12 protein-coding genes, 1 tRNA gene and 1 pseudogene are annotated in these 19,622 nt (G+C 37.1%); 13 read left to right on the top strand and 1 reads right to left on the bottom strand.

Annotated features, from left to right (window positions below; all coding sequences use genetic code 11):
* Positions 1-57: 57 nt before the first annotated feature.
* Entirely contained in the window at positions 58-1,575 is a 1,518-nt protein-coding gene (locus ACZZZA_RS02085) for a DUF4394 domain-containing protein (protein ID WP_463429603.1), read from the bottom strand.
* Between the two features lie 248 nt (positions 1,576-1,823).
* Here ACZZZA_RS02085 and tuf point away from each other — a divergent pair, with 248 nt between their 5' ends.
* From tuf to rpoC, 13 genes and pseudogenes are all read left to right on the top strand, one after another.
* Positions 1,824-3,029, top strand: a complete 1,206-nt coding sequence (tuf, locus tag ACZZZA_RS02080) for an elongation factor Tu (RefSeq protein WP_463429602.1) — start codon at positions 1,824-1,826, stop codon at positions 3,027-3,029.
* Positions 3,030-3,083: 54 nt separating this feature from the next.
* Positions 3,084-3,154, top strand: a tRNA-Trp gene (locus ACZZZA_RS02075).
* A gap of 13 nt (positions 3,155-3,167) precedes the next feature.
* Positions 3,168-3,371 (top strand): preprotein translocase subunit SecE, encoded by a 204-nt coding sequence (secE, locus tag ACZZZA_RS02070; RefSeq protein ID WP_463429601.1) that lies wholly within the window; start codon positions 3,168-3,170, stop codon positions 3,369-3,371.
* Positions 3,372-3,388: 17 nt separating this feature from the next.
* Positions 3,389-3,931, top strand: coding sequence for a transcription termination/antitermination protein NusG (gene nusG, locus ACZZZA_RS02065; RefSeq protein WP_047444878.1), 543 nt, complete (start codon positions 3,389-3,391; stop codon positions 3,929-3,931).
* 513 nt (positions 3,932-4,444) lie between these two features.
* Entirely contained in the window at positions 4,445-4,888 is a 444-nt protein-coding gene (gene rplK, locus ACZZZA_RS02060; protein ID WP_162088342.1) for a 50S ribosomal protein L11, read from the top strand.
* 11 nt (positions 4,889-4,899) lie between these two features.
* On the top strand, positions 4,900-5,592 hold the full coding sequence (gene rplA / locus ACZZZA_RS02055; protein ID WP_463429600.1) for a 50S ribosomal protein L1: 693 nt from the start codon (positions 4,900-4,902) through the stop codon (positions 5,590-5,592).
* A 17-nt stretch (positions 5,593-5,609) separates the two neighbouring features.
* Positions 5,610-6,206, top strand: a complete 597-nt coding sequence (gene rplJ, locus ACZZZA_RS02050; protein ID WP_463429599.1) for a 50S ribosomal protein L10 — start codon at positions 5,610-5,612, stop codon at positions 6,204-6,206.
* A gap of 46 nt (positions 6,207-6,252) precedes the next feature.
* On the top strand, positions 6,253-6,621 hold the full coding sequence (gene rplL, locus ACZZZA_RS02045) for a 50S ribosomal protein L7/L12 (RefSeq protein WP_463429598.1): 369 nt from the start codon (positions 6,253-6,255) through the stop codon (positions 6,619-6,621).
* Between the two features lie 617 nt (positions 6,622-7,238).
* Positions 7,239-7,838: a hypothetical protein gene (locus ACZZZA_RS02040; RefSeq protein ID WP_463429597.1), complete on the top strand. Its 600-nt coding sequence runs from the start codon at positions 7,239-7,241 to the stop codon at positions 7,836-7,838.
* Between the two features lie 67 nt (positions 7,839-7,905).
* Positions 7,906-10,440 carry a beta strand repeat-containing protein gene (locus tag ACZZZA_RS02035; RefSeq protein WP_463429596.1) on the top strand — a complete coding sequence of 845 codons (2,535 nt, stop codon included), beginning with the start codon at positions 7,906-7,908 and terminating at the stop codon, positions 10,438-10,440.
* 11 nt (positions 10,441-10,451) lie between these two features.
* Positions 10,452-10,994: a hypothetical protein gene (locus ACZZZA_RS02030; RefSeq protein ID WP_463429595.1), complete on the top strand. Its 543-nt coding sequence runs from the start codon at positions 10,452-10,454 to the stop codon at positions 10,992-10,994.
* A gap of 409 nt (positions 10,995-11,403) precedes the next feature.
* A pseudogene (rpoB, locus tag ACZZZA_RS02025) lies at positions 11,404-15,227 on the top strand (DNA-directed RNA polymerase subunit beta).
* A gap of 84 nt (positions 15,228-15,311) precedes the next feature.
* The gene (gene rpoC / locus ACZZZA_RS02020) at positions 15,312-19,577 is read left to right on the top strand and encodes a DNA-directed RNA polymerase subunit beta' (RefSeq protein WP_463429594.1); all 4,266 of its coding nucleotides are present in this window, start codon (positions 15,312-15,314) and stop codon (positions 19,575-19,577) included.
* Positions 19,578-19,622: the final 45 nt, after the last annotated feature.

Here is a 19,622-nt window from a genome sequence, read left to right as displayed (position 1 = left end):
CGAAACCCGAAATAGAATATCTATCTCGGGCTTCATTATATAATCAAGACTGTGTTTCTAGAATCCTAAACCTATCGTAAATCCTCTTACCGGATTTGGATAAGTTCCTAAAGAGGCTGTAGAGCCGTTGGTAGTATTTACCGTGTAAATTTTTGTTTCAGCACCTACAGAGGCAACTAAATATGCTTTCTGGCTTGTACTTCCAATGTCAAATCCGTTTGCTCCTGTGATGTTTAAACCTAAAGCTCCAATTTCGGCAAGTGTACCATTATTTGGTGGATTTTGTAAGTATAATTTATCTGTATTAACATCAATAACAAACAATGATGTTGTGGTTGCACCTGCAAAGTTGTTCGTATATGCAGCAGAGCTCACAGAAGCAGGAGTGGGATTAATTCCTCCGTCAACTCCACTTACGCTACCGTCAATCGGATTCAAACGTAGATTTTGTCCCATATTACTTACAACTCTAATTCGGTCAACAGTTGGATTAAAATCAAAGCCAAATTCAGTTCCAACCAGTGGAGTAGAAAGTGGATTTGTTCCAACTTGCGTTAAAGCGCCATTACCCAAATTTACTGTGTAGATTTTGCTAGAACCATTTCCTGAAGCTAAAGCATACAATTGTCCATTCAGAGGTCTGAAATCAATTCCTAAAATATTTTCCCCAGCTGGTAATCCTGTAAGTGGTTTTGTAACAGTTGTTGCAGGTTTGTTTGGATCAAATATCTGTAAAGCGTTGGCATTGTCAATTGCATAAGCAACCGGGTTGGTAGGAATAGCAAGATCAATTACTTTTTGGGCTAGAGATGAAATGCTTGATGCTTTTCCTGTAGCAAGATCTACACTATATAGTGCGTTTTGCGTTCCGTTGGTTACTGCCATCAGAGCAACAGTGTTGTCAGGATTAATGTCAAATGCAGCCTGACCGGTAAATGTAAGACCTAAACTTCCTACTTCAACTAAAGTTCCGTTATTGGGAGGATCTTGTTTAAATAATTTACCGGAAGTTAAATCCAAATCATATAAAATAGTAGATGTAGCACCAGATTTACTGTTGGTGTATGCAATTCCTGCGATTGAAGATGTAGTTGCAATACTACCATCTGTAGCTACTGACGCTCCGGTTTCGGGATTCAGACGGAGGTTTTGTCCTGTGTTGGTAACCAATCTGATTCTATCAACAGTGGGATTAAAATCTATAGATGCAATCGTTCCTGAAATGGCAGGTGAAAAAGCAGTAGTACTTACAGCTCGTGTAGCTGCGGTAGTAGTATTGATGATATAGAATTTACTCGTACTTGATACGGCATAAAGCTCTCCGGTAGCAGGTCTAAAATCAATACTTAACAATTTTTCTCCGGATGCAAGCCCGGTAATAGGTTTAGTAGAAGTAAATGTTGATGCATTATTAGCATTGAAAGCTAAAAGTTCATTGTTGGCACTTAATCCGTAAACCATTACATCAGGTCCTGCTACGGGTGTTTCCGGCATACTCATTTCATCATCATCATCACAAGAGAATACCGTGATGAAGGCAAAAGTAGCCAGACAAATGTTGAATAGTTTTTTCATAATAATTTATTTTAATTAATAGTTTCAGCTAAATATACGACAGAAAAATCATCTTGGATTTAGAATGTGTTTTTTTTAATTCAATTTTTTGTTATAAATTTGCAGTTCAATTTTACAAAAAATGTTGGTCTGCACTTTTTGAATTTGAATATTACTTTTTTTTCAAACAAAAAGATTTTAGTATTTAAAAATTCATTATATTTGCACACTGAAAATTTGAATAAACATAAAATAAATAATTTAATATCATGGCAAAGGAAACGTTTAATCGTAACAAACCACACTTGAACATTGGTACTATTGGTCACGTTGACCATGGTAAAACTACACTTACTGCAGCGATTTCTGCTGTATTGGCTAGCAAAGGTCTTGCTGAGAAAAAAGATTTCTCTGCTATTGACTCTGCTCCAGAAGAAAAAGAAAGAGGTATTACTATCAATACAGCTCACATTGAGTACGAAACTGAAGCTAGACACTATGCTCACGTAGATTGTCCAGGTCACGCCGATTATGTTAAGAACATGGTTACTGGTGCTGCTCAAATGGATGGAGCTATTGTGGTATGTGCTGCAACTGACGGTCCTATGCCTCAGACTAGAGAACACATCTTACTTTGCCGTCAGGTAAATGTACCTAGAATTGTTGTTTTCATGAATAAAGTTGACATGGTTGACGACGAAGAGTTGTTAGAGCTTGTTGAAATGGAACTTAGAGATCTTTTATCTCAATATGAGTATGATGGAGATAACTCTCCGGTAATCGCTGGATCTGCTCTTGGTGCACTTACTGCTGCTACTAATGGTACTCCTGATGACAAATGGTTCAAATCAGTTGAAGAATTGATGGATGCTGTTGATACTTGGATCGAACTTCCTGTTAGAGATCAAGAGAAACCATTCTTGATGCCTATCGAAGATGTATTCTCTATTACAGGTAGAGGTACTGTAGCAACTGGTAGAATCGAAGCTGGTATTATCAATACAGGAGATCCTGTAGATATCATCGGTATGGGTGACGAAAAATTAACTTCTACTATTACAGGAGTTGAGATGTTCAGAAAAATCCTAGACAGAGGTGAGGCTGGTGATAACGTAGGTCTATTGTTGAGAGGTATTGAAAAAACTGACATCAAGAGAGGTATGGTAATCGCTAAGAAAGATTCTGTGAAGCCACACAAAAAATTCAAAGCTGAGGTTTATATTCTTTCTAAAGAAGAAGGTGGACGTCACACTCCATTCCACAACAAATACCGTCCTCAGTTCTATGTAAGAACTACAGACGTTACAGGTGAGATCTTCTTACCAGAAGGTGTAGAAATGGTAATGCCTGGTGATAACTTAACTATTACAGTAGAATTGTTACAGCCAATCGCTCTTAACGTAGGTCTTAGATTTGCGATCAGAGAAGGAGGTAGAACAGTTGGTGCTGGTCAGGTTACTGAAATCTTAGACTAATCATCTTAATATAATTAAAGTTCCGTAAGGAAACTTACGGAACTTTTATAATCTACGGGCATCGTCCAATGGTAGGATACCGGTCTCCAACACCGTTGATCAGGGTTCGAATCCTTGTGCCCGTGCAAAAAGAAAATAATGAGCTTAGTAGAATTTTTAAAAGGTTCTTATCACGAATTTAGACATAAAGTAGAATGGCCAAAGTGGTCAGACTTACAGTCTTCAACTATTGTAGTTACTATTGCAACTGTTATTTTAGCATTGTTTACCTTTGGTGTTGATGAATTGTTTTCTAAAGCAATCAGTAATATCATCGGAATACTAATCAATACCTTCAACTAAAAAAGTATTTTCCAATAATGAGCGAATTGAAATGGTATGTGCTGAAAGCAATCAGCGGACAGGAAAATAAAGTGAAAAACTATATTGAGACAGAAATCAAACGTTTAGGGTTTGAGCAGTACGTTACTCAGGTGGTTATTCCTATGGAAAAGGTTATTCAGCTGAGAAATGGGAAAAAAGTACCAAAAGAAAGACCATATTATCCTGGTTATCTGATGGTAGAAGCAGAGTTGATGGGAGAGATTCCTCACGTGATCAAAAATATTCCCGGTGTAATTTCTTTTTTAAGTTTAACTAAAGGCGGAGATCCTGTTCCGATGAGAAAATCTGAGGTTAACAGAATGCTTGGCAGAATGGATGAACTTTCAGAATTTGCTTCAGATGCAGAAATTCCTTTCATCGTTGGTGAAAATGTAAAAGTAATCGACGGACCATTTAATGGTTTCAATGGTACCGTTGAAAAAATCTTGGAAGACAAGAAGAAAGTAGAAGTTTCTGTTTTGATCTTTGGAAGAAAAACTCCTATGGAGTTAAGCTTTATGCAGGTAGAGAAAGTTTAATACTTTTCAAATATATTAAAATACCGTTCAGAAATGAGCGGTATTTTTTGTTCATAATAATACAAAGTTAAAGTCCTTCTAATATTTATTTTCTTCACTAAGGTTAGTTTTGTAAGAAATGCAAACAAATGAATGTTATTTTTTATTAAAACTTTCCCTGTATTATTTATAATTAAGATGACTTGGGTTTACTTTAGATATTATTATATGTTTTTATAAGTTTAATAATTATTTGATTGTAATTTAAGTTTATTCGTCCTGATGAAAGATTACTTTTATTGGGTATTAAAATGGTGGTGTTACAGGATATATTCTTTGCATGGGAATATACTTTCAGAAATTTTTCCATAAATCTCATATTCTTTCTAAAAATCAATCAATTACTTTTGCTATTTAAAATAATTTTCATAATTTTGCAATCCGAAAAGTAGGGTTGCTGTATGTGAGTAGGTAATTCTACTGAATAATAAATGCTTCCAAACTCATTAATTATTCATTATTAAAAATTAAAAAATGGCTAAAAAAGTCTTTAAAATGGTTAAACTTCAGGTGAAAGGTGGCGCTGCCAACCCTTCTCCACCAGTAGGTCCAGCTTTGGGTTCTGCAGGTGTGAACATCATGGAGTTTTGTAAACAATTTAACGGAAGAACTCAGGATAAGCCAGGTCAAGTTTTGCCTGTAGTGATTACAGTGTACGAAGACAAATCTTTTGAATTCGTTATTAAAACTCCACCTGCAGCAATTCAGTTAATGGATGCAGCTAAAATCAAAGGAGGATCCGGAGAACCAAACAGAAACAAAGTAGGTGCTGTATCTTGGGCTCAGGTTCAAAAAATCGCAGAAGATAAAATGACAGATCTAAACTGTTTCACGATGGATTCTGCTCTTTCTATGGTTGCAGGTACTGCTAGATCTATGGGATTAAGAGTAACAGGAACTAAACCAACTAACGCTTAAAACTAATAGAAATGGCAAAATTAACTAAAAAGCAAAAAGAAGCTTTAAGCAAAGTAGAAAAAGGAAGAATTTATAACCTTGAAGAAGGTGCTGCTCTTGTAAAAGAAGTAAACACTGCAAAGTTTGATGCTTCTGTAGATATCGCTGTAAGATTGGGTGTAGATCCTAGAAAAGCTAATCAAATGGTAAGAGGTGTTGTATCTCTTCCTCATGGTACTGGTAAAGATGTTAAAGTTTTAGCATTGGTTACACCGGATAAAGAAGCTGAAGCGAAAGAAGCAGGTGCAGACTATGTAGGTCTTGACGAATATTTACAGAAAATAAAAGATGGTTGGACAGATGTTGACGTTATCGTTACTATGCCGGCTGTTATGGGTAAATTAGGTCCGTTAGGTAGAGTATTAGGTCCAAGAGGTTTAATGCCTAACCCGAAATCAGGTACTGTAACGATGGATATTGGTAAAGCAGTAACTGAAGTGAAAGCTGGTAAAATTGACTTCAAAGTTGATAAATACGGTATTATCCATGCAGGTATCGGTAAAGTATCTTTTGATGCTAACAAATTGAAAGAAAATGCTCAGGAATTAATCTCGACATTGATCAAAATGAAACCAACTGCTGCTAAGGGTGTTTATGTGAAGAGCATTTATTTGTCTTCTACAATGAGCCCGGGTATTGCAATTGATAGTAAATCTGTTAACTAATTATAATCCTTAAGACAATGACAAAAGACCAAAAAGTTGTAGCAATACAAGAGATCAAAGACTTGCTTCAGGATGCAAAAGTAGTTTATGTAGCAGATCTAGACGGTTTGAACGCTGCAAAATCTTCTGACTTCAGAAGACAGGCTTTCAAGCAAAATATCAAAGTGAAAGTTGTGAAAAACACACTTTTGCAAAAAGCAATGGAACAAATTGAAGGAGTAGATTACTCTGAAATGTTCGAAACTTTCAAAGGTAACTCTGCATTAATGATTGCTGAAACGGCTAACGCTCCGGCAAAATTAATCAAAGACTTTAGAAAAAAAGAAGAGAAGCCGGCTTTAAAATCTGCTTTTGTACAAGAAACTTTCTATGTTGGTGACAACAACCTTGATGCTTTAGTAAGCATTAAGTCTAGAGAAGAAATGATCGGTGAAATCATCGGATTGCTTCAGTCTCCAATTCAAAGAGTTGTTTCTGCTCTTCAAAACAAATCTGAAACAACAGAAGCTACAGCCGAAGAAGCTGCTGCACCTGCTGTAGAAGAAACTCCTGCTGAGGCGGCTCCAGAAGCTCCTGCTGCAGAAAGCACTGAGGAAACTCCAGCTGCTGAATAATTACTCTCAAAAAATTAAATAAATAATCAACAAAAACATTACAACAATGTCAGATTTAAAAAATTTAGCTGAAACGCTAGTAAACTTAACAGTAAAAGACGTAAATGAATTAGCTACTATCCTTAAGGATGAGTACGGAATTGAGCCAGCTGCTGCTGCTGTAGTAGTTGCTGCAGGTGGTGCAGGTGAAGCTGCTGAAGAGAAAACAGAATTCGATGTAATTCTTAAAGCTGCTGGTGCATCTAAATTGGCAATCGTTAAATTGGTAAAAGATTTAACTGGTGCTGGTCTTAAAGAAGCTAAAGATATCGTAGATGGAGCTCCTGCTGCTATCAAAACTGGTATCTCTAAAGACGAAGCTGAAGCTCTTAAGAAGCAATTAGAAGAAGCTGGTGCTGAAGTAGAATTGAAATAATTCGTTTCTTTTTACAAGATATGAAGGTCACTATTTTTATAGTGACCTTTTTTTATGAGTATTATTTCGTACTGAACTTATTTCAGAGAATCATATAGTTTTTTGAGAAACACCACTCTTTATGTTTATTAATCAATAATGATCGGATGATGTACAGGGATTCAGATATAATTTTTAAAAATAAAATGAATATGAAAAATTGATATGGAGAGTGAACATCTAAATCTGTAAGAGAAAGTAGCTTGTTTTAAACTGAGAATTTGTTATTCTGGAGACCTTAACTGTAAATTTTGCACTGTAATTTAATTGCTTGGTTCTGGATGAATTTTTTTATTTTAAAAATAAATTTAATTCAAATTATAAATAGAATAATTCTGGATGAAGAATTATTTCAATTTTTCCAAGGCAAATTGTATTTCATTCTATTTGGATAAATTTAAAGAAACATGATAAATTCACATATTAACAACAAATTAATGTAATAATACTGATAAATTGGTTATTTTTGCGCTTGTAAATTGTTATAGTTGCAAAAATCTCTATTTTATATTAATAATATTGTAAATAATTCAAAGACGAGTAAGGGCTTTGATTATTTTCGCATATTAGCAATGTGTTTGCTGTCTTTTTGCAGTATACTGGGATATTCGCAGGAAAATGATACGATAAGACGTAGTGCTTCTCCAACCATTTTTCTAAAAAATGATGCAAAAATCTTCTCAAAGGATGAGAGCTTCAATAAGCAGATTCGTGATAAAAAAATTATTCTAAAAAATTCTGATCTTACTTACCAAGAAAACGGAGATAAAGGAAGTTTACTTAAAGTTACTTCTAAAACACGAAAAGAAGAGAAAAAGGATCTTAAAAACCAGCTTAAAACAGTTGAGGAAAAAAAGGAGAGAGAAGCCTTAAAAAAAATTAAAAAAGAGATTGATCAGCATAAGGAAAGATCAAAGTCTTTTCTTCATAAAGAGCTGGATAGCATTCCTTCTTCCGAAGAGTTTATGGCTTCCACTCATATCAATCAGGATTATGTAGCACCAAGCTACAGAAATCAGGATTTTTCTAAGATATGTCTTATTGAAAACGCAGCATACTTACAGAATGCCTTAGATTTTCTTCATTCACAACAATTCTTATACTATAATAACAAATCTTTAGATTTTTGTTTCTCTGAGGTCTTTTCTGTGAGACCACCGCCCATTTTTAATATTTAATAGTTAATGACTTGATGGTTATTTATAAATCAAGTTGAATCTTTTATAAAATATTAAAAATAAAAAAGTGAATAAGAATATACTTTTGCTAGCAGCATTTTTTGTGTTGCTGTTTAATACAACTATGTTTTCCCAGCAAGCAGGGAGAATTTATATTTCCTCCGCAACAACAGGAAGAATCTATGATATTACTACAGGCGTTACACCTACAGTGATTAATACTCCTGCACCATTGAATACTAATTTAGGGACAGCCGTTACAAACCTTGCAATAGGTTATGACGCTCCGACTGCGCCTAATACCTTAGTTTATATCAGTTCAAATACAACAGCTGCATCTCCCATTAATAAAAATGGGACTGCTGTAGCTGGGACAACCCTTCCAGTCGCTATGGGTGGGTTTGGTACTAATAACGTACCGGGAACGTATTTCGGTCAGGTGTTTGGCTTTGGTAGTAATACAAAGAATTTATACAGGGTTTATCCTACACCAAGTGCAACACCTATCACTGTAACTGGCGCAACAGGCGATACAATTTGGAATTTGGGGACAACAACTATCTTTGTTAATGATGCAATATTTGATTATCAGAATAATGTTTATACGGTTGTCGCAAATTCAGCAGATACTAACAGATATTTATACAGAATTACCTTGGTAAATGCTACAACGGCGACGGCGTCACTAGTTGCTCAGATTTCTGGTCCTGTTGCTACCATTGCTAATGGTTTAGGTGCAGCTTACCTTAATGGTAAAATGTACGTTGTGGATAATACAAACCCACAGCAGCTTTACACTATTGATTTAGTTACGGGTGTTTCTGTTGTCGACAGAGTTTTTGATAATTCAGTAAATTTCACAGGAAGTAAGGATTTAGCTTCTGTTGATTATTATATACCGTTTCAGTTTGTCTGTGGTGGTTCGACGTTTATCAACGGAAGTCCGTTTGTACCTGGGGTTACAGCAACTAGAACACTTAGGATTCCTATTACAGCAGTTTATATTCCGGGAACATATAATATCTCTGTAAGCGGAACCAACTTTAATACTGCAAATCAAAGTGTAAATGTGACGAGTACAACAACATACGTTGATGTCGATATGACTTATACCGGAGGTGGTGCGGTCGGTACACGTGCTCTCACTATAAGTTTAAGTACTACAACATGTACCGAAACAGTCTTTGTAGAATTAGATACAGATGGTGATGCGTTGGCAGACAGTGTAGATCTTGATGATGATAACGATGGTATTTTAGATACAGCTGAAGGTTGTGCCGGAACCGTCACAATGGCGACAGTAACACCCGCATTGGCAACAGAACTAAGTACAGGAAATACGGTAGTTTTTCCTTTGGTTCCGCCTGGAGCAACACTTCCCGAAGGCGGTGTTAGAATTACAAAAACGTCTGGAGGAAATGGGTGGGGAACTTTTACCCCTCCTAATGCCACCGCTTCGTTAACAGTCAATGGCTCTGCAACCGCATCTTTCTCCACGACTTATTTAGATGTTGTTGCGGGAGGAACTACGCCTGGAGTTCCAAGAGTTTTAAATTTTAATTTTGGTGCAAGTGCAAAATCAATAAGTACCGCAAATAATGACTACCAATATATAATTGGAATTGCAGGTTTAGGGAATGAGGGTGCGACAATAAGCTCTACGTTTTCAGTTCCCTTGACGGTAATCCAGAATGTGGATGTTTTTAACTCGGGTAGATTCTCGTTGTTTGAAGGTGTTACGCCAACTCCAGGACAGACCGGTACTGTTTTTTCAACCAGTTTGCCGAATGCTAGTCCTGCACAGGGGTATACTTTCTTTTTTATTCCCAAAGAGGTTGCTACATTTATCATGAGTATCACCGGAGGAAATGATCCGCATGGTTTTATTTTTGGAGTTTATAGACAGAACTGTACTGTAGATACCGATAATGATACTGTACTCAATTATGTGGATGCCGATTCTGATGGTGACGGATGTGCTGATTCACTAGAAGGTTCAGAAACTGTACGATACAATCAGATATATCCTTTAACCTTTGCAACGCAGTCACTTAGAGGGCAGATTAGAGTTTTAGGAAATGGGACAACAACAGGAACTCCTTCGCAGGTTATAAGCACTGTGGCTGCTGTTAGAGGTGTTCCATTATTAGTAAATAATGCGGCAAATAATACAGGTGGTGTTGCCGGCATCGCTGATAATACAGATGCAACCGCAGACTTAGGTCAGGGATTGGGGACTTCTCAGAGCGCAGGTACTAGAGACACAGAGTGCGACAGATGTTTCCGTCCTGCAACATCTCCGGGAGTAGGCGGGGTGCCAACAAATCATGGTATAACAGCTTTAGGAAGAGCAGGTACTAATAATGGGAACTGGCCAATGAAAATTACAGGCGCATATACTGCTTTGGATGCTAAAACGAAAGGTTTTGTGATCAACAGGCTTCCTTTTACAGGAACTCCAAGTGTGCCAACCGGAATTGCTCCTGCAAACTTTGTACAGGGTATGATGGTGTACGATACTACCAACAACTGTTTAAAAATATATGACGGCACACAGTGGTTCTGCTATACAAAGCAGACATGTGACGATTTTACTCAATAAAAAAGAAAAAAATGAAAAAATATATAACATTAACAGTAATATTCATCTCAGGTTTTTTATTCAGTCAGGTAACAATTGGTAAAACTACCAATTCTAATGCTCCTGCTAATACAAGTGTATCTTTAGAATTGGGTAATGCTGCGTCAGGAACAAAAGGAATTGTGCTGCCTTGGGTCACTTCTGCTGCGAGCGTTACAACGCCGGTTTCCGGCACGTTAATATTTGATTCTACAGACAAAAAAATCAAATACAGAAACAATACGGTTACTTGGTTTGATCTTTCGAATGGAGCATTCAGCCCCGCAGTAGGAGTAGGTGTGCCAGATACGAATCTGGAAGTGTCAACTTCAAAAACTCAGATAGGAGGTCTGGTAACAGATACTACATCAGGAATTTTAGTTCTGGCGGATACCAATAAAGCAATGATTTTACCAAGAGTAAGTTCTCATACATCTATAGTCAATCCCAGTCCCGGGATGATGGTTTTTGTAACGGCTACCAACCAGCTTGCGCTTTATAATGGATTAGAATGGTCTTTTTGGACTAAACCTTAAAATATTATTAACTCATATTGAAATGACCACTTCAAAACGAAGTGGTCATTTTTGTTTCTTATTCCGATTTTATTTCGTACATTTGCAGTCTCTTTTGGCGCTAAAACTATACATATTACGGTAAAACATTGTAAATCAACTCTTTCATTTTTTGAAAGGGGTTTCTTGTTTGTAAATGATAGGTAATTTTCGTCTAAAAGTAAAATTTAAAAATATTTTGCATTACGCTGTGAAAAGATATACCAGCGTTGCAGTTAGAATTAGAGTAAATAATAAGAATAAAGAACTAAAGACTGCTTCTGATAGCGCCAAACATCATAAGTCTTTTATCTGAGCTCTTTCTCTTTTAATCTTTTTCTGATATTTTTTGTAAAATCAAAATATTTTTTAACCCTTTCTTAAAAGTTTTATGAGTAAAACAACCGCAATTACTAAAGGAAATGAGAGAATAAATTTCTCTACAGCGAAAGGAAAAATCATTACTCCGGATTTCTTAGATATCCAGTTAGAGTCATTTAAAGATTTTTTCCAATTAGACACACTTCCGGAAGACAGAAAGAAAGAAGGTTTGCACAAGACCTTCCAAGAAAACTTTCCAATTACCGATTCTAGAAACCAATTCGTTTTGGAATTCTTAGATTATCTGGTAGATTCTCCACGTTATTCGATCGACGAATGTGTGGAAAGAGGCTTGACGTATTCCGTTCCTCTGAAAGCGAGACTTAAATTGTACTGTACAGACCCTGAACATGAAGATTTTCAGACTGTTGTACAGGATGTTTATTTAGGTCCGGTTCCTTACATGACTCCGTCTGGTTCATTCATTATTAATGGAGCAGAGCGTGTTATCGTAACTCAGTTACACAGATCTCCGGGTGTATTCTTCGGACAGACTTACCACGCAAACGGAACAAAATTGTACTATTCAAGAATTATCCCTTTTAAAGGATCTTGGATGGAATTTACTACGGATATCAACAGCGTAATGTATGCGTATATTGACCGTAAGAAAAAATTACCTTTAACAACATTATTAAGAGCGATTGGTTTCGAATCTGATAAAGACATTCTTCAGATCTTTGACCTTGCAGAAGAAGTGAAAGTTTCTAAAGCTGCACTTAAAAAAGTGGAAGGTAGAACTTTGGCTGCGAGAGTATTGAATACTTGGTTCGAAGATTTCGTAGACGAAGATACTGGTGAAGTAGTTTCTATCGAAAGAAACGAAATCATCCTAGACAGAGAAACGATTCTTGAAAAAGAACATATTGATCTTATTTTGGATGCCGGTGTGAAATCGATCTTGATTCACAAAGAAAATTCAAACGAATTCTCTATCATTCAGAATACTTTACAAAAAGACCCTACCAACTCTGAAAAAGAAGCGGTAGAATATATTTATCGTCAACTTAGAAATGCAGATCCACCCGATGAGGAAACTGCAAGAGGAATTATTGAAAAATTATTCTTCTCAGAGCAAAGATATTCACTTGGTGAAGTAGGACGTTACAGACTAAACAAAAAGTTAGGTCTTAATATCCCGACTACAACTGAGGTTCTTACGAAAGAAGATATCATTGCGATTGTAAGACACCTGATCGAATTGGTAAACTCTAAAGCTGAGGTTGATGATATTGACCACTTATCAAACAGAAGAATTAAAACTGTTGGTGAGCAATTAGCAGGACAGTTTGGGGTAGGTCTTTCAAGAATTGCAAGAACGATTAAAGAGAGAATGAACGTTAGAGATAACGAAATCTTTACTCCTCTTGATCTTGTAAATGCAAAAACTTTAACATCAGTTATCAACTCATTCTTTGGTACCAACCAGCTTTCTCAGTTCATGGACCAAACCAACCCATTGTCAGAAATCACGCACAAGCGTAGACTTTCTGCACTAGGACCTGGTGGTTTATCAAGAGAAAGAGCAGGTTTCGAGGTACGTGACGTTCACCATACTCACTATGGTCGTATTTGTCCTATCGAAACTCCTGAACGAACTCAAACATTGGTTTGATCTCTTCTTTAGGTATCTATGCTAAAATCAATACTTTAGGTTTTATCGAAACTCCATACAGAAAAGTAGAAGGAAGTACGGTAGACTTACATGCTGATCCTATTTATCTGAATGCAGAAGACGAAGAAGATAAGGTAATTGCTCAGGCAAACGTTGAGTTAGATGATAACGGAGCGTTCTTAACAGACAGAATTATTGCCAGATTAGATGGTGATTATCCTGTAGTTGAGCCTTCTCAGGTTAATTTGATCGACGTAGCACCAAACCAGATTTCCGGTATTTCTGCTTCATTGATTCCATTCTTGGAGCATGATGATGCAAACCGTGCATTGATGGGATCAAACATGATGCGTCAGGCAGTTCCTTTGTTGAAGCCACAAGCTCCAATCGTTGGTACAGGTCTGGAACAACAAGTTGCAAAAGATTCAAGAATTTTGATCAATGCTGAAGGTAATGGTGTTGTAGAGTATGTAGATGCTGATCAGATTATTATTAAATATGAAAGAAGCGATGACGAAGATTTAGTATCATTCGAATCTGCTACGAAAACATATAAACTGACTAAGTTTAGAAAAACTAACCAGAGTACTACGATTACCCTAAGACCAAACGTAAGAGTAGGTGAAACGGTACATAAAGGTCAGGTTCTTTGCGACGGTTATGCAACCGAAAACGGAGAATTGGCTCTTGGTAGAAACTTAGTAGTAGCCTTCATGCCTTGGAAAGGGTACAACTTTGAGGATGCAATTGTAATCAACGAAAAAGTGGTACGTGAAGACTGGTTTACTTCGATCCACGTAGATGAGTATTCTCTTGAAGTTCGTGATACCAAATTAGGTATGGAAGAACTGACAGCAGATATTCCGAACGTTTCAGAAGAAGCTACAAAAGATCTTGATGAGAACGGGATGATCAGAATCGGTGCTGAAGTGAAGCCTGGTGATATCATGATTGGTAAGATTACTCCAAAAGGTGAATCTGATCCTACTCCTGAAGAGAAACTTTTGAGAGCAATCTTTGGTGACAAAGCCGGTGATGTAAAAGATGCTTCATTGAAAGCAGATTCTTCATTAAGAGGTGTTGTGATCAACAAAAAATTGTTCTCTAGAAACATTAAAGACAAAAAGAAAAGAACTGAAGAAAAACTGAAGCTTGAAGAGATTGAAAACACTTATAAGGCTAAGTTTGACGAGTTGAGAAATACTTTAATCGAAAAATTAAACACTCTAGTTAGCGGTAAAACTTCTCAGGGAGTTACGAATGACTTAGATGAAGAAATTATCGGTAAAGGAGTGAAATTTACTCACAAATTATTGACTTCAGTAGAAGATTACGTAAACGTTAGCGGTGCAGACTGGACGGTTGACAACGATAAGAATGAATTGATCAAACAATTGATTCACAACTACAAAATCAAGTTCAACGATATCCAAGGAGTTAAAAACCGTGAGAAATTCGCAATTTCTATCGGAGATGAGCTTCCTGCTGGTATCATGAAATTGGCTAAAGTATATATCGCTAAAAAACGTAAACTAAACGTTGGAGACAAAATGGCGGGTCGTCACGGTAACAAAGGGATCGTTTCGAGAATCGTTCGCGAAGAAGATATGCCATTCTTAGAAGACGGAACACCGGTAGATATCGTATTGAATCCACTTGGGGTACCTTCTCGTATGAACATCGGACAGATTTATGAAACAGTTCTAGGATGGGCTGGTCAGAAATTGGGAATGACGTTCGCTACGCCAATCTTTGATGGGGCAACTCTTGATCAGATTACAGAGTACACTGAGAAAGCAGGAGTTCCTAAATTCGGTCACACTCACCTTTATGATGGTGGTACCGGAGAAAGATTTACACAGGCTGCAACAGTAGGTATTATCTATATGTTGAAACTTGGGCACATGGTAGATGACAAAATGCACGCACGTTCTATCGGACCTTATTCATTGATTACTCAGCAGCCATTAGGAGGTAAAGCTCAGTTTGGTGGTCAGAGATTCGGAGAGATGGAGGTTTGGGCTCTTGAAGCATTTGGAGCTGCAAATATCTTGAGAGAAATCTTGACTGTGAAGTCGGATGACGTGATTGGTAGAGCAAAAACTTATGAAGCGATTGCGAAAGGAGAAGCAATGCCTGAACCAGGTATTCCGGAATCTTTCAACGTATTACTTCATGAGCTGCAAGGTCTTGGATTAGACGTAAGACTAGAGGAATAATTTTAAATTTTAAATTATAAATATTGAATGGCAACATTCAAAAGTTAATCTAAAATCTAAAATCTAAAATTTAAAATCTAACAAATGTCAAATAAAAATAAATCAAGTAGATTTAATAAAATAACCATAGGTTTAGCTTCACCTGAGTCAATTTTACAAGACTCAAGAGGAGAAGTTCTTAAGCCGGAAACTATTAACTACAGAACACATAAACCAGAAAGAGACGGTTTGTTCTGTGAAAAAATCTTCGGTCCTATCAAAGATTACGAATGTGCTTGTGGTAAATACAAGAGAATTCGTTATAAAGGGATCGTTTGTGACCGTTGTGGTGTAGAGGTTACGGAGAAAAAAGTACGTAGAGAAAGAATCGGACACATTGGTTTGGTTGTTCCTATTGCGCACATTTGGTATTTCCGTTCTTTACCAAACAAAATCGGTTACCTTTTAGGTATTCCTTCTAAGAAATTAGATATGATCATCTATTACGAGAGATATGTTGTGATTCAGCAGGGTATCGCTAAGAAAGCAGATGGTTCAGATTTTGACGAGAAAGAATTCCTTACAGAAGAAGAATATCTGGATGTTTTGGAAACTCTTCCTCCGGATAATCAATATCTTGATGATGCAGATCCAAACAAATTCCTCGCTAAAATGGGTGCGGAAGCTGTTGAAGAATTGCTGAAAAGAATTGATCTTGATGCATTGTCTTTCGACTTGAGACACAAAGCTCACAATGAAGGCTCTAAGCAAAGAAGAACTGAAGCTCTGAAAAGATTGAACGTAGTAGAAGCATTGAGAGGTGCTAATACAAGAATGATCAACAGACCAGAGTGGATGATTATGCGTGTGCTTCCTGTAATACCACCAGAACTAAGACCATTAGTTCCGTTGGATGGAGGGCGTTTTGCAACTTCTGACCTTAATGACCTTTACAGAAGAGTAATTATCAGAAACAACCGTTTGAAGAGATTATTGGAGATCAAAGCTCCGGAAGTAATCTTGAGAAACGAGAAGCGTATGCTTCAGGAATCAGTAGATTCATTATTTGATAATACAAGAAAATCTTCTGCAGTAAAATCTGAATCAAACAGACCGTTGAAATCACTTTCAGATTCATTGAAAGGTAAGCAAGGTCGTTTCCGTCAGAACTTACTAGGGAAAAGGGTAGATTACTCGGCTCGTTCGGTAATTGTTGTAGGTCCAAACTTACAGCTTCACGAATGTGGTATTCCTAAAGATATGGCAGCTGAGCTTTACAAACCGTTTATCATCAGAAAACTGATCGAAAGAGGAATTGTAAAAACAGTAAAATCTGCAAAGAGAATTATTGACAGAAAAGAACCTGTAGTGTATGATATCTTAGAAGGTGTAATGAAAGGTCACCCTGTTTTGCTAAACAGAGCACCTACTTTGCACAGATTGGGTATTCAGGCTTTCCAACCTAAGATGATCGAAGGTAAGGCAATCCAATTACACCCGTTGGTAACAACAGCATTCAACGCCGATTTTGATGGTGACCAGATGGCGGTACACTTACCGTTGGGTCCGGAAGCAATTTTGGAAGCTCAGTTATTGATGTTAGGTTCTCAAAATATCTTGAACCCGGCAAACGGTTCTCCAATTACAGTACCATCTCAGGACATGGTTCTTGGTCTATATTTCATGACCAAAGAATTAAGCTCTACAGATGAGAAAAAAGTATTGGGAGAAGGTCTTGCATTCTATTCTCCGGAAGAAGCGGAAATCGCTTATGCTGAAGGTAGAGTTTCATTAAACGCTAAAGTAAGATGTAGACTTCCAATTAAGGAAAACGGTGAAATCACAACGAAATTAACTGAAACTTCTGTTGGTAGAATCTTATTTAACCAGATCGTTCCTAAACAGTCAGGATATATTAATGAACTTCTTACGAAGAAATCATTAAGAAATGTTATTGGTAAAGTACTTGCTGATACAGATTTCCCTACCACTGTGAAGTTCTTGGATGCGATGAAAGACTTAGGGTATTCAAATGCATTCAAAGGAGGTCTTTCATTCTCATTAGGTGATATCGTAGTTCCTGTTGAGAAAAAGAAAATGATCGCAACATCTATTGAAACTGTAGACGAAATTAGAGCCAACTATAACATGGGTCTTATTACAGATACAGAAAGATATAATCAGGTAATTGACGTTTGGACAAACACCAACGCAGGATTAACTGAAATGATCATGAGCAGAATGAAAGTTGACCAAGGTGGATTCAATTCTGTATACATGATGCTTGATTCTGGTGCAAGGGGTTCTAAAGAACAGATCCGTCAGTTATCAGGAATGAGAGGTTTGATGGCAAAACCGCAGAAAGCTGGTTCTACCGGTGCGGAAATTATCGAAAACCCGATTCTTGCAAACTTTAAGGAAGGTCTTTCGATCTTAGAATACTTTATCTCTACTCACGGTGCTCGTAAGGGTCTTGCGGATACCGCATTGAAAACTGCCGATGCGGGGTACCTGACAAGAAGATTGGTAGACGTTGCACAGGATGTTATCATTACAGAGCAAGACTGTGGAACACTTAGAGGAACTGAAGTTACAGCACTGAAGAAAAATGACGAAATTGTTGAAAGAATTTCTGAAAGAATCTTAGGTAGAGTATCTCTTCATAATGTATACGATCCTGAAACTGACGAATTGGTAGCAAACGCTGATCAGATTATTGATGAAGCTTTAGCTAAGAGAATCGAAGAAATGGGTATTGAAGCTTTGGAAGTACGTTCACCACTTACTTGTGAAACTCAAAAAGGAATCTGTGCCAAATGTTACGGTAGAAACCTGGCAACTGGTAAGAAAATCCACATGGGTGAAGCGGTAGGTGTAATTGCTGCACAATCAATTGGGGAACCGGGAACTCAGCTTACGTTGAGAACTTTCCACCAAGGGGGTGTATCTACAAACGTATCAGAAAACCCTTCAATTTCTGCAAGAAGAGACGGTATCGTTGAATTGGATGAGGTAAGAACAATTACTTCTGAAGACGAAAGCGGAAACACTGCGGAAGTAGTAGTATCTCGTACAACAGAATTCAGATTGGTTGCTGATAACGAATCCAGAACTCCATTAATGGTAGCAAACGTACCTTACGGTTCTCAGTTATTGGTTAAATCTGGTGATAAAGTGAAAAAAGGTGATATCATTGCAAAATGGGATCCTTATAACGCGGTAATTATTGCAGAAAACGCTGGTAAAGTAGAGTACGAAGACATCATTCAGGGTATTTCATTCCAGTTGGAGATTGACGAACAAACAGGATTTGAAGAGAAAGTAATCTCCGAATCTAGAAATAAGAAAGCCGTACCTACATTGAAGGTGGTAGATTCTAAAGGAGTTGAGCAAAAAGGTTACAACTTACCGGTAGGAGCCCACTTAATGGTAAACGATGGTGAAAAAATTAAGGCTGGTAAAGTCTTAATCAAAATCCCAAGAAAATCTGCTAAGTCAGGGGATATCACCGGAGGTCTTCCGAGAGTTACAGAATTATTTGAAGCAAGAAACCCTTCAAACCCGGCGGTTGTTACAGAAATCGATGGGGTAGTTTCTTACGGAAAAATCAAGAGAGGTAACCGAGAATTAATCGTTGAGGCTAAAACTGGTGAGAGAAAAATTTATTTAGTTAAATTATCAAACCAGATCTTAGTACAAGAAAATGACTTCGTAAGAGCTGGTTCGCCACTTTCTGACGGTTCAGTTACTCCGGACGATATCCTGAAGATCAAAGGACCAACTGCGGTTCAGGAATATTTAGTAAATGAAATTCAGGAAGTTTATCGTCTACAGGGGGTAAAAATCGACGATAAGCACTTCGAAATCATCGTAAGACAGATGATGACAAAAGTATCAATCGTTGACGGAGGTGATACTCAGTTCCTTGAAGCTGCTCTAGAGCACAAATACGATTTCTTGGTTGAAAACAACAGAGTATTTGGTCTTAAAGTAGTTACAGACGCTGGTGATTCTAAAGAATTCAAGCCAGGACAGATGATTACTGCAAGAGAACTGAGAGACGAAAACTCTAAGCTGAAGCGTGAAGATCAGAAATTAGTTGAAGTAAGAGAAGCACTTCCTGCAACCGCTACACCGGTATTGCAAGGGATTACAAGAGCAGCTCTTCAAACTAAATCATTCATGTCTGCAGCATCGTTCCAGGAAACAACTAAAGTTCTGAACGAAGCAGCAGTAGCTGGTAAAGTAGATACGCTGAACGGTCTTAAAGAAAATGTAATTGTAGGACACAGAATTCCTGCAGGTACAGGTCTTAAAGAATATCAGAATGTAATCGTAGGTTCTAAAAAAGAATTTGAAGATTTAAATTAATTCAAAATTTAATGTTCAGGGTTCAAAGATTTAATTTATTTTTGA

The sequence above is a fragment of the Chryseobacterium sp. AC405b genome, from assembly GCF_979258685.1.
Note: the sequence above shows the minus strand (reverse complement) of the source record. Positions and strands in the feature narration are given on the sequence as shown.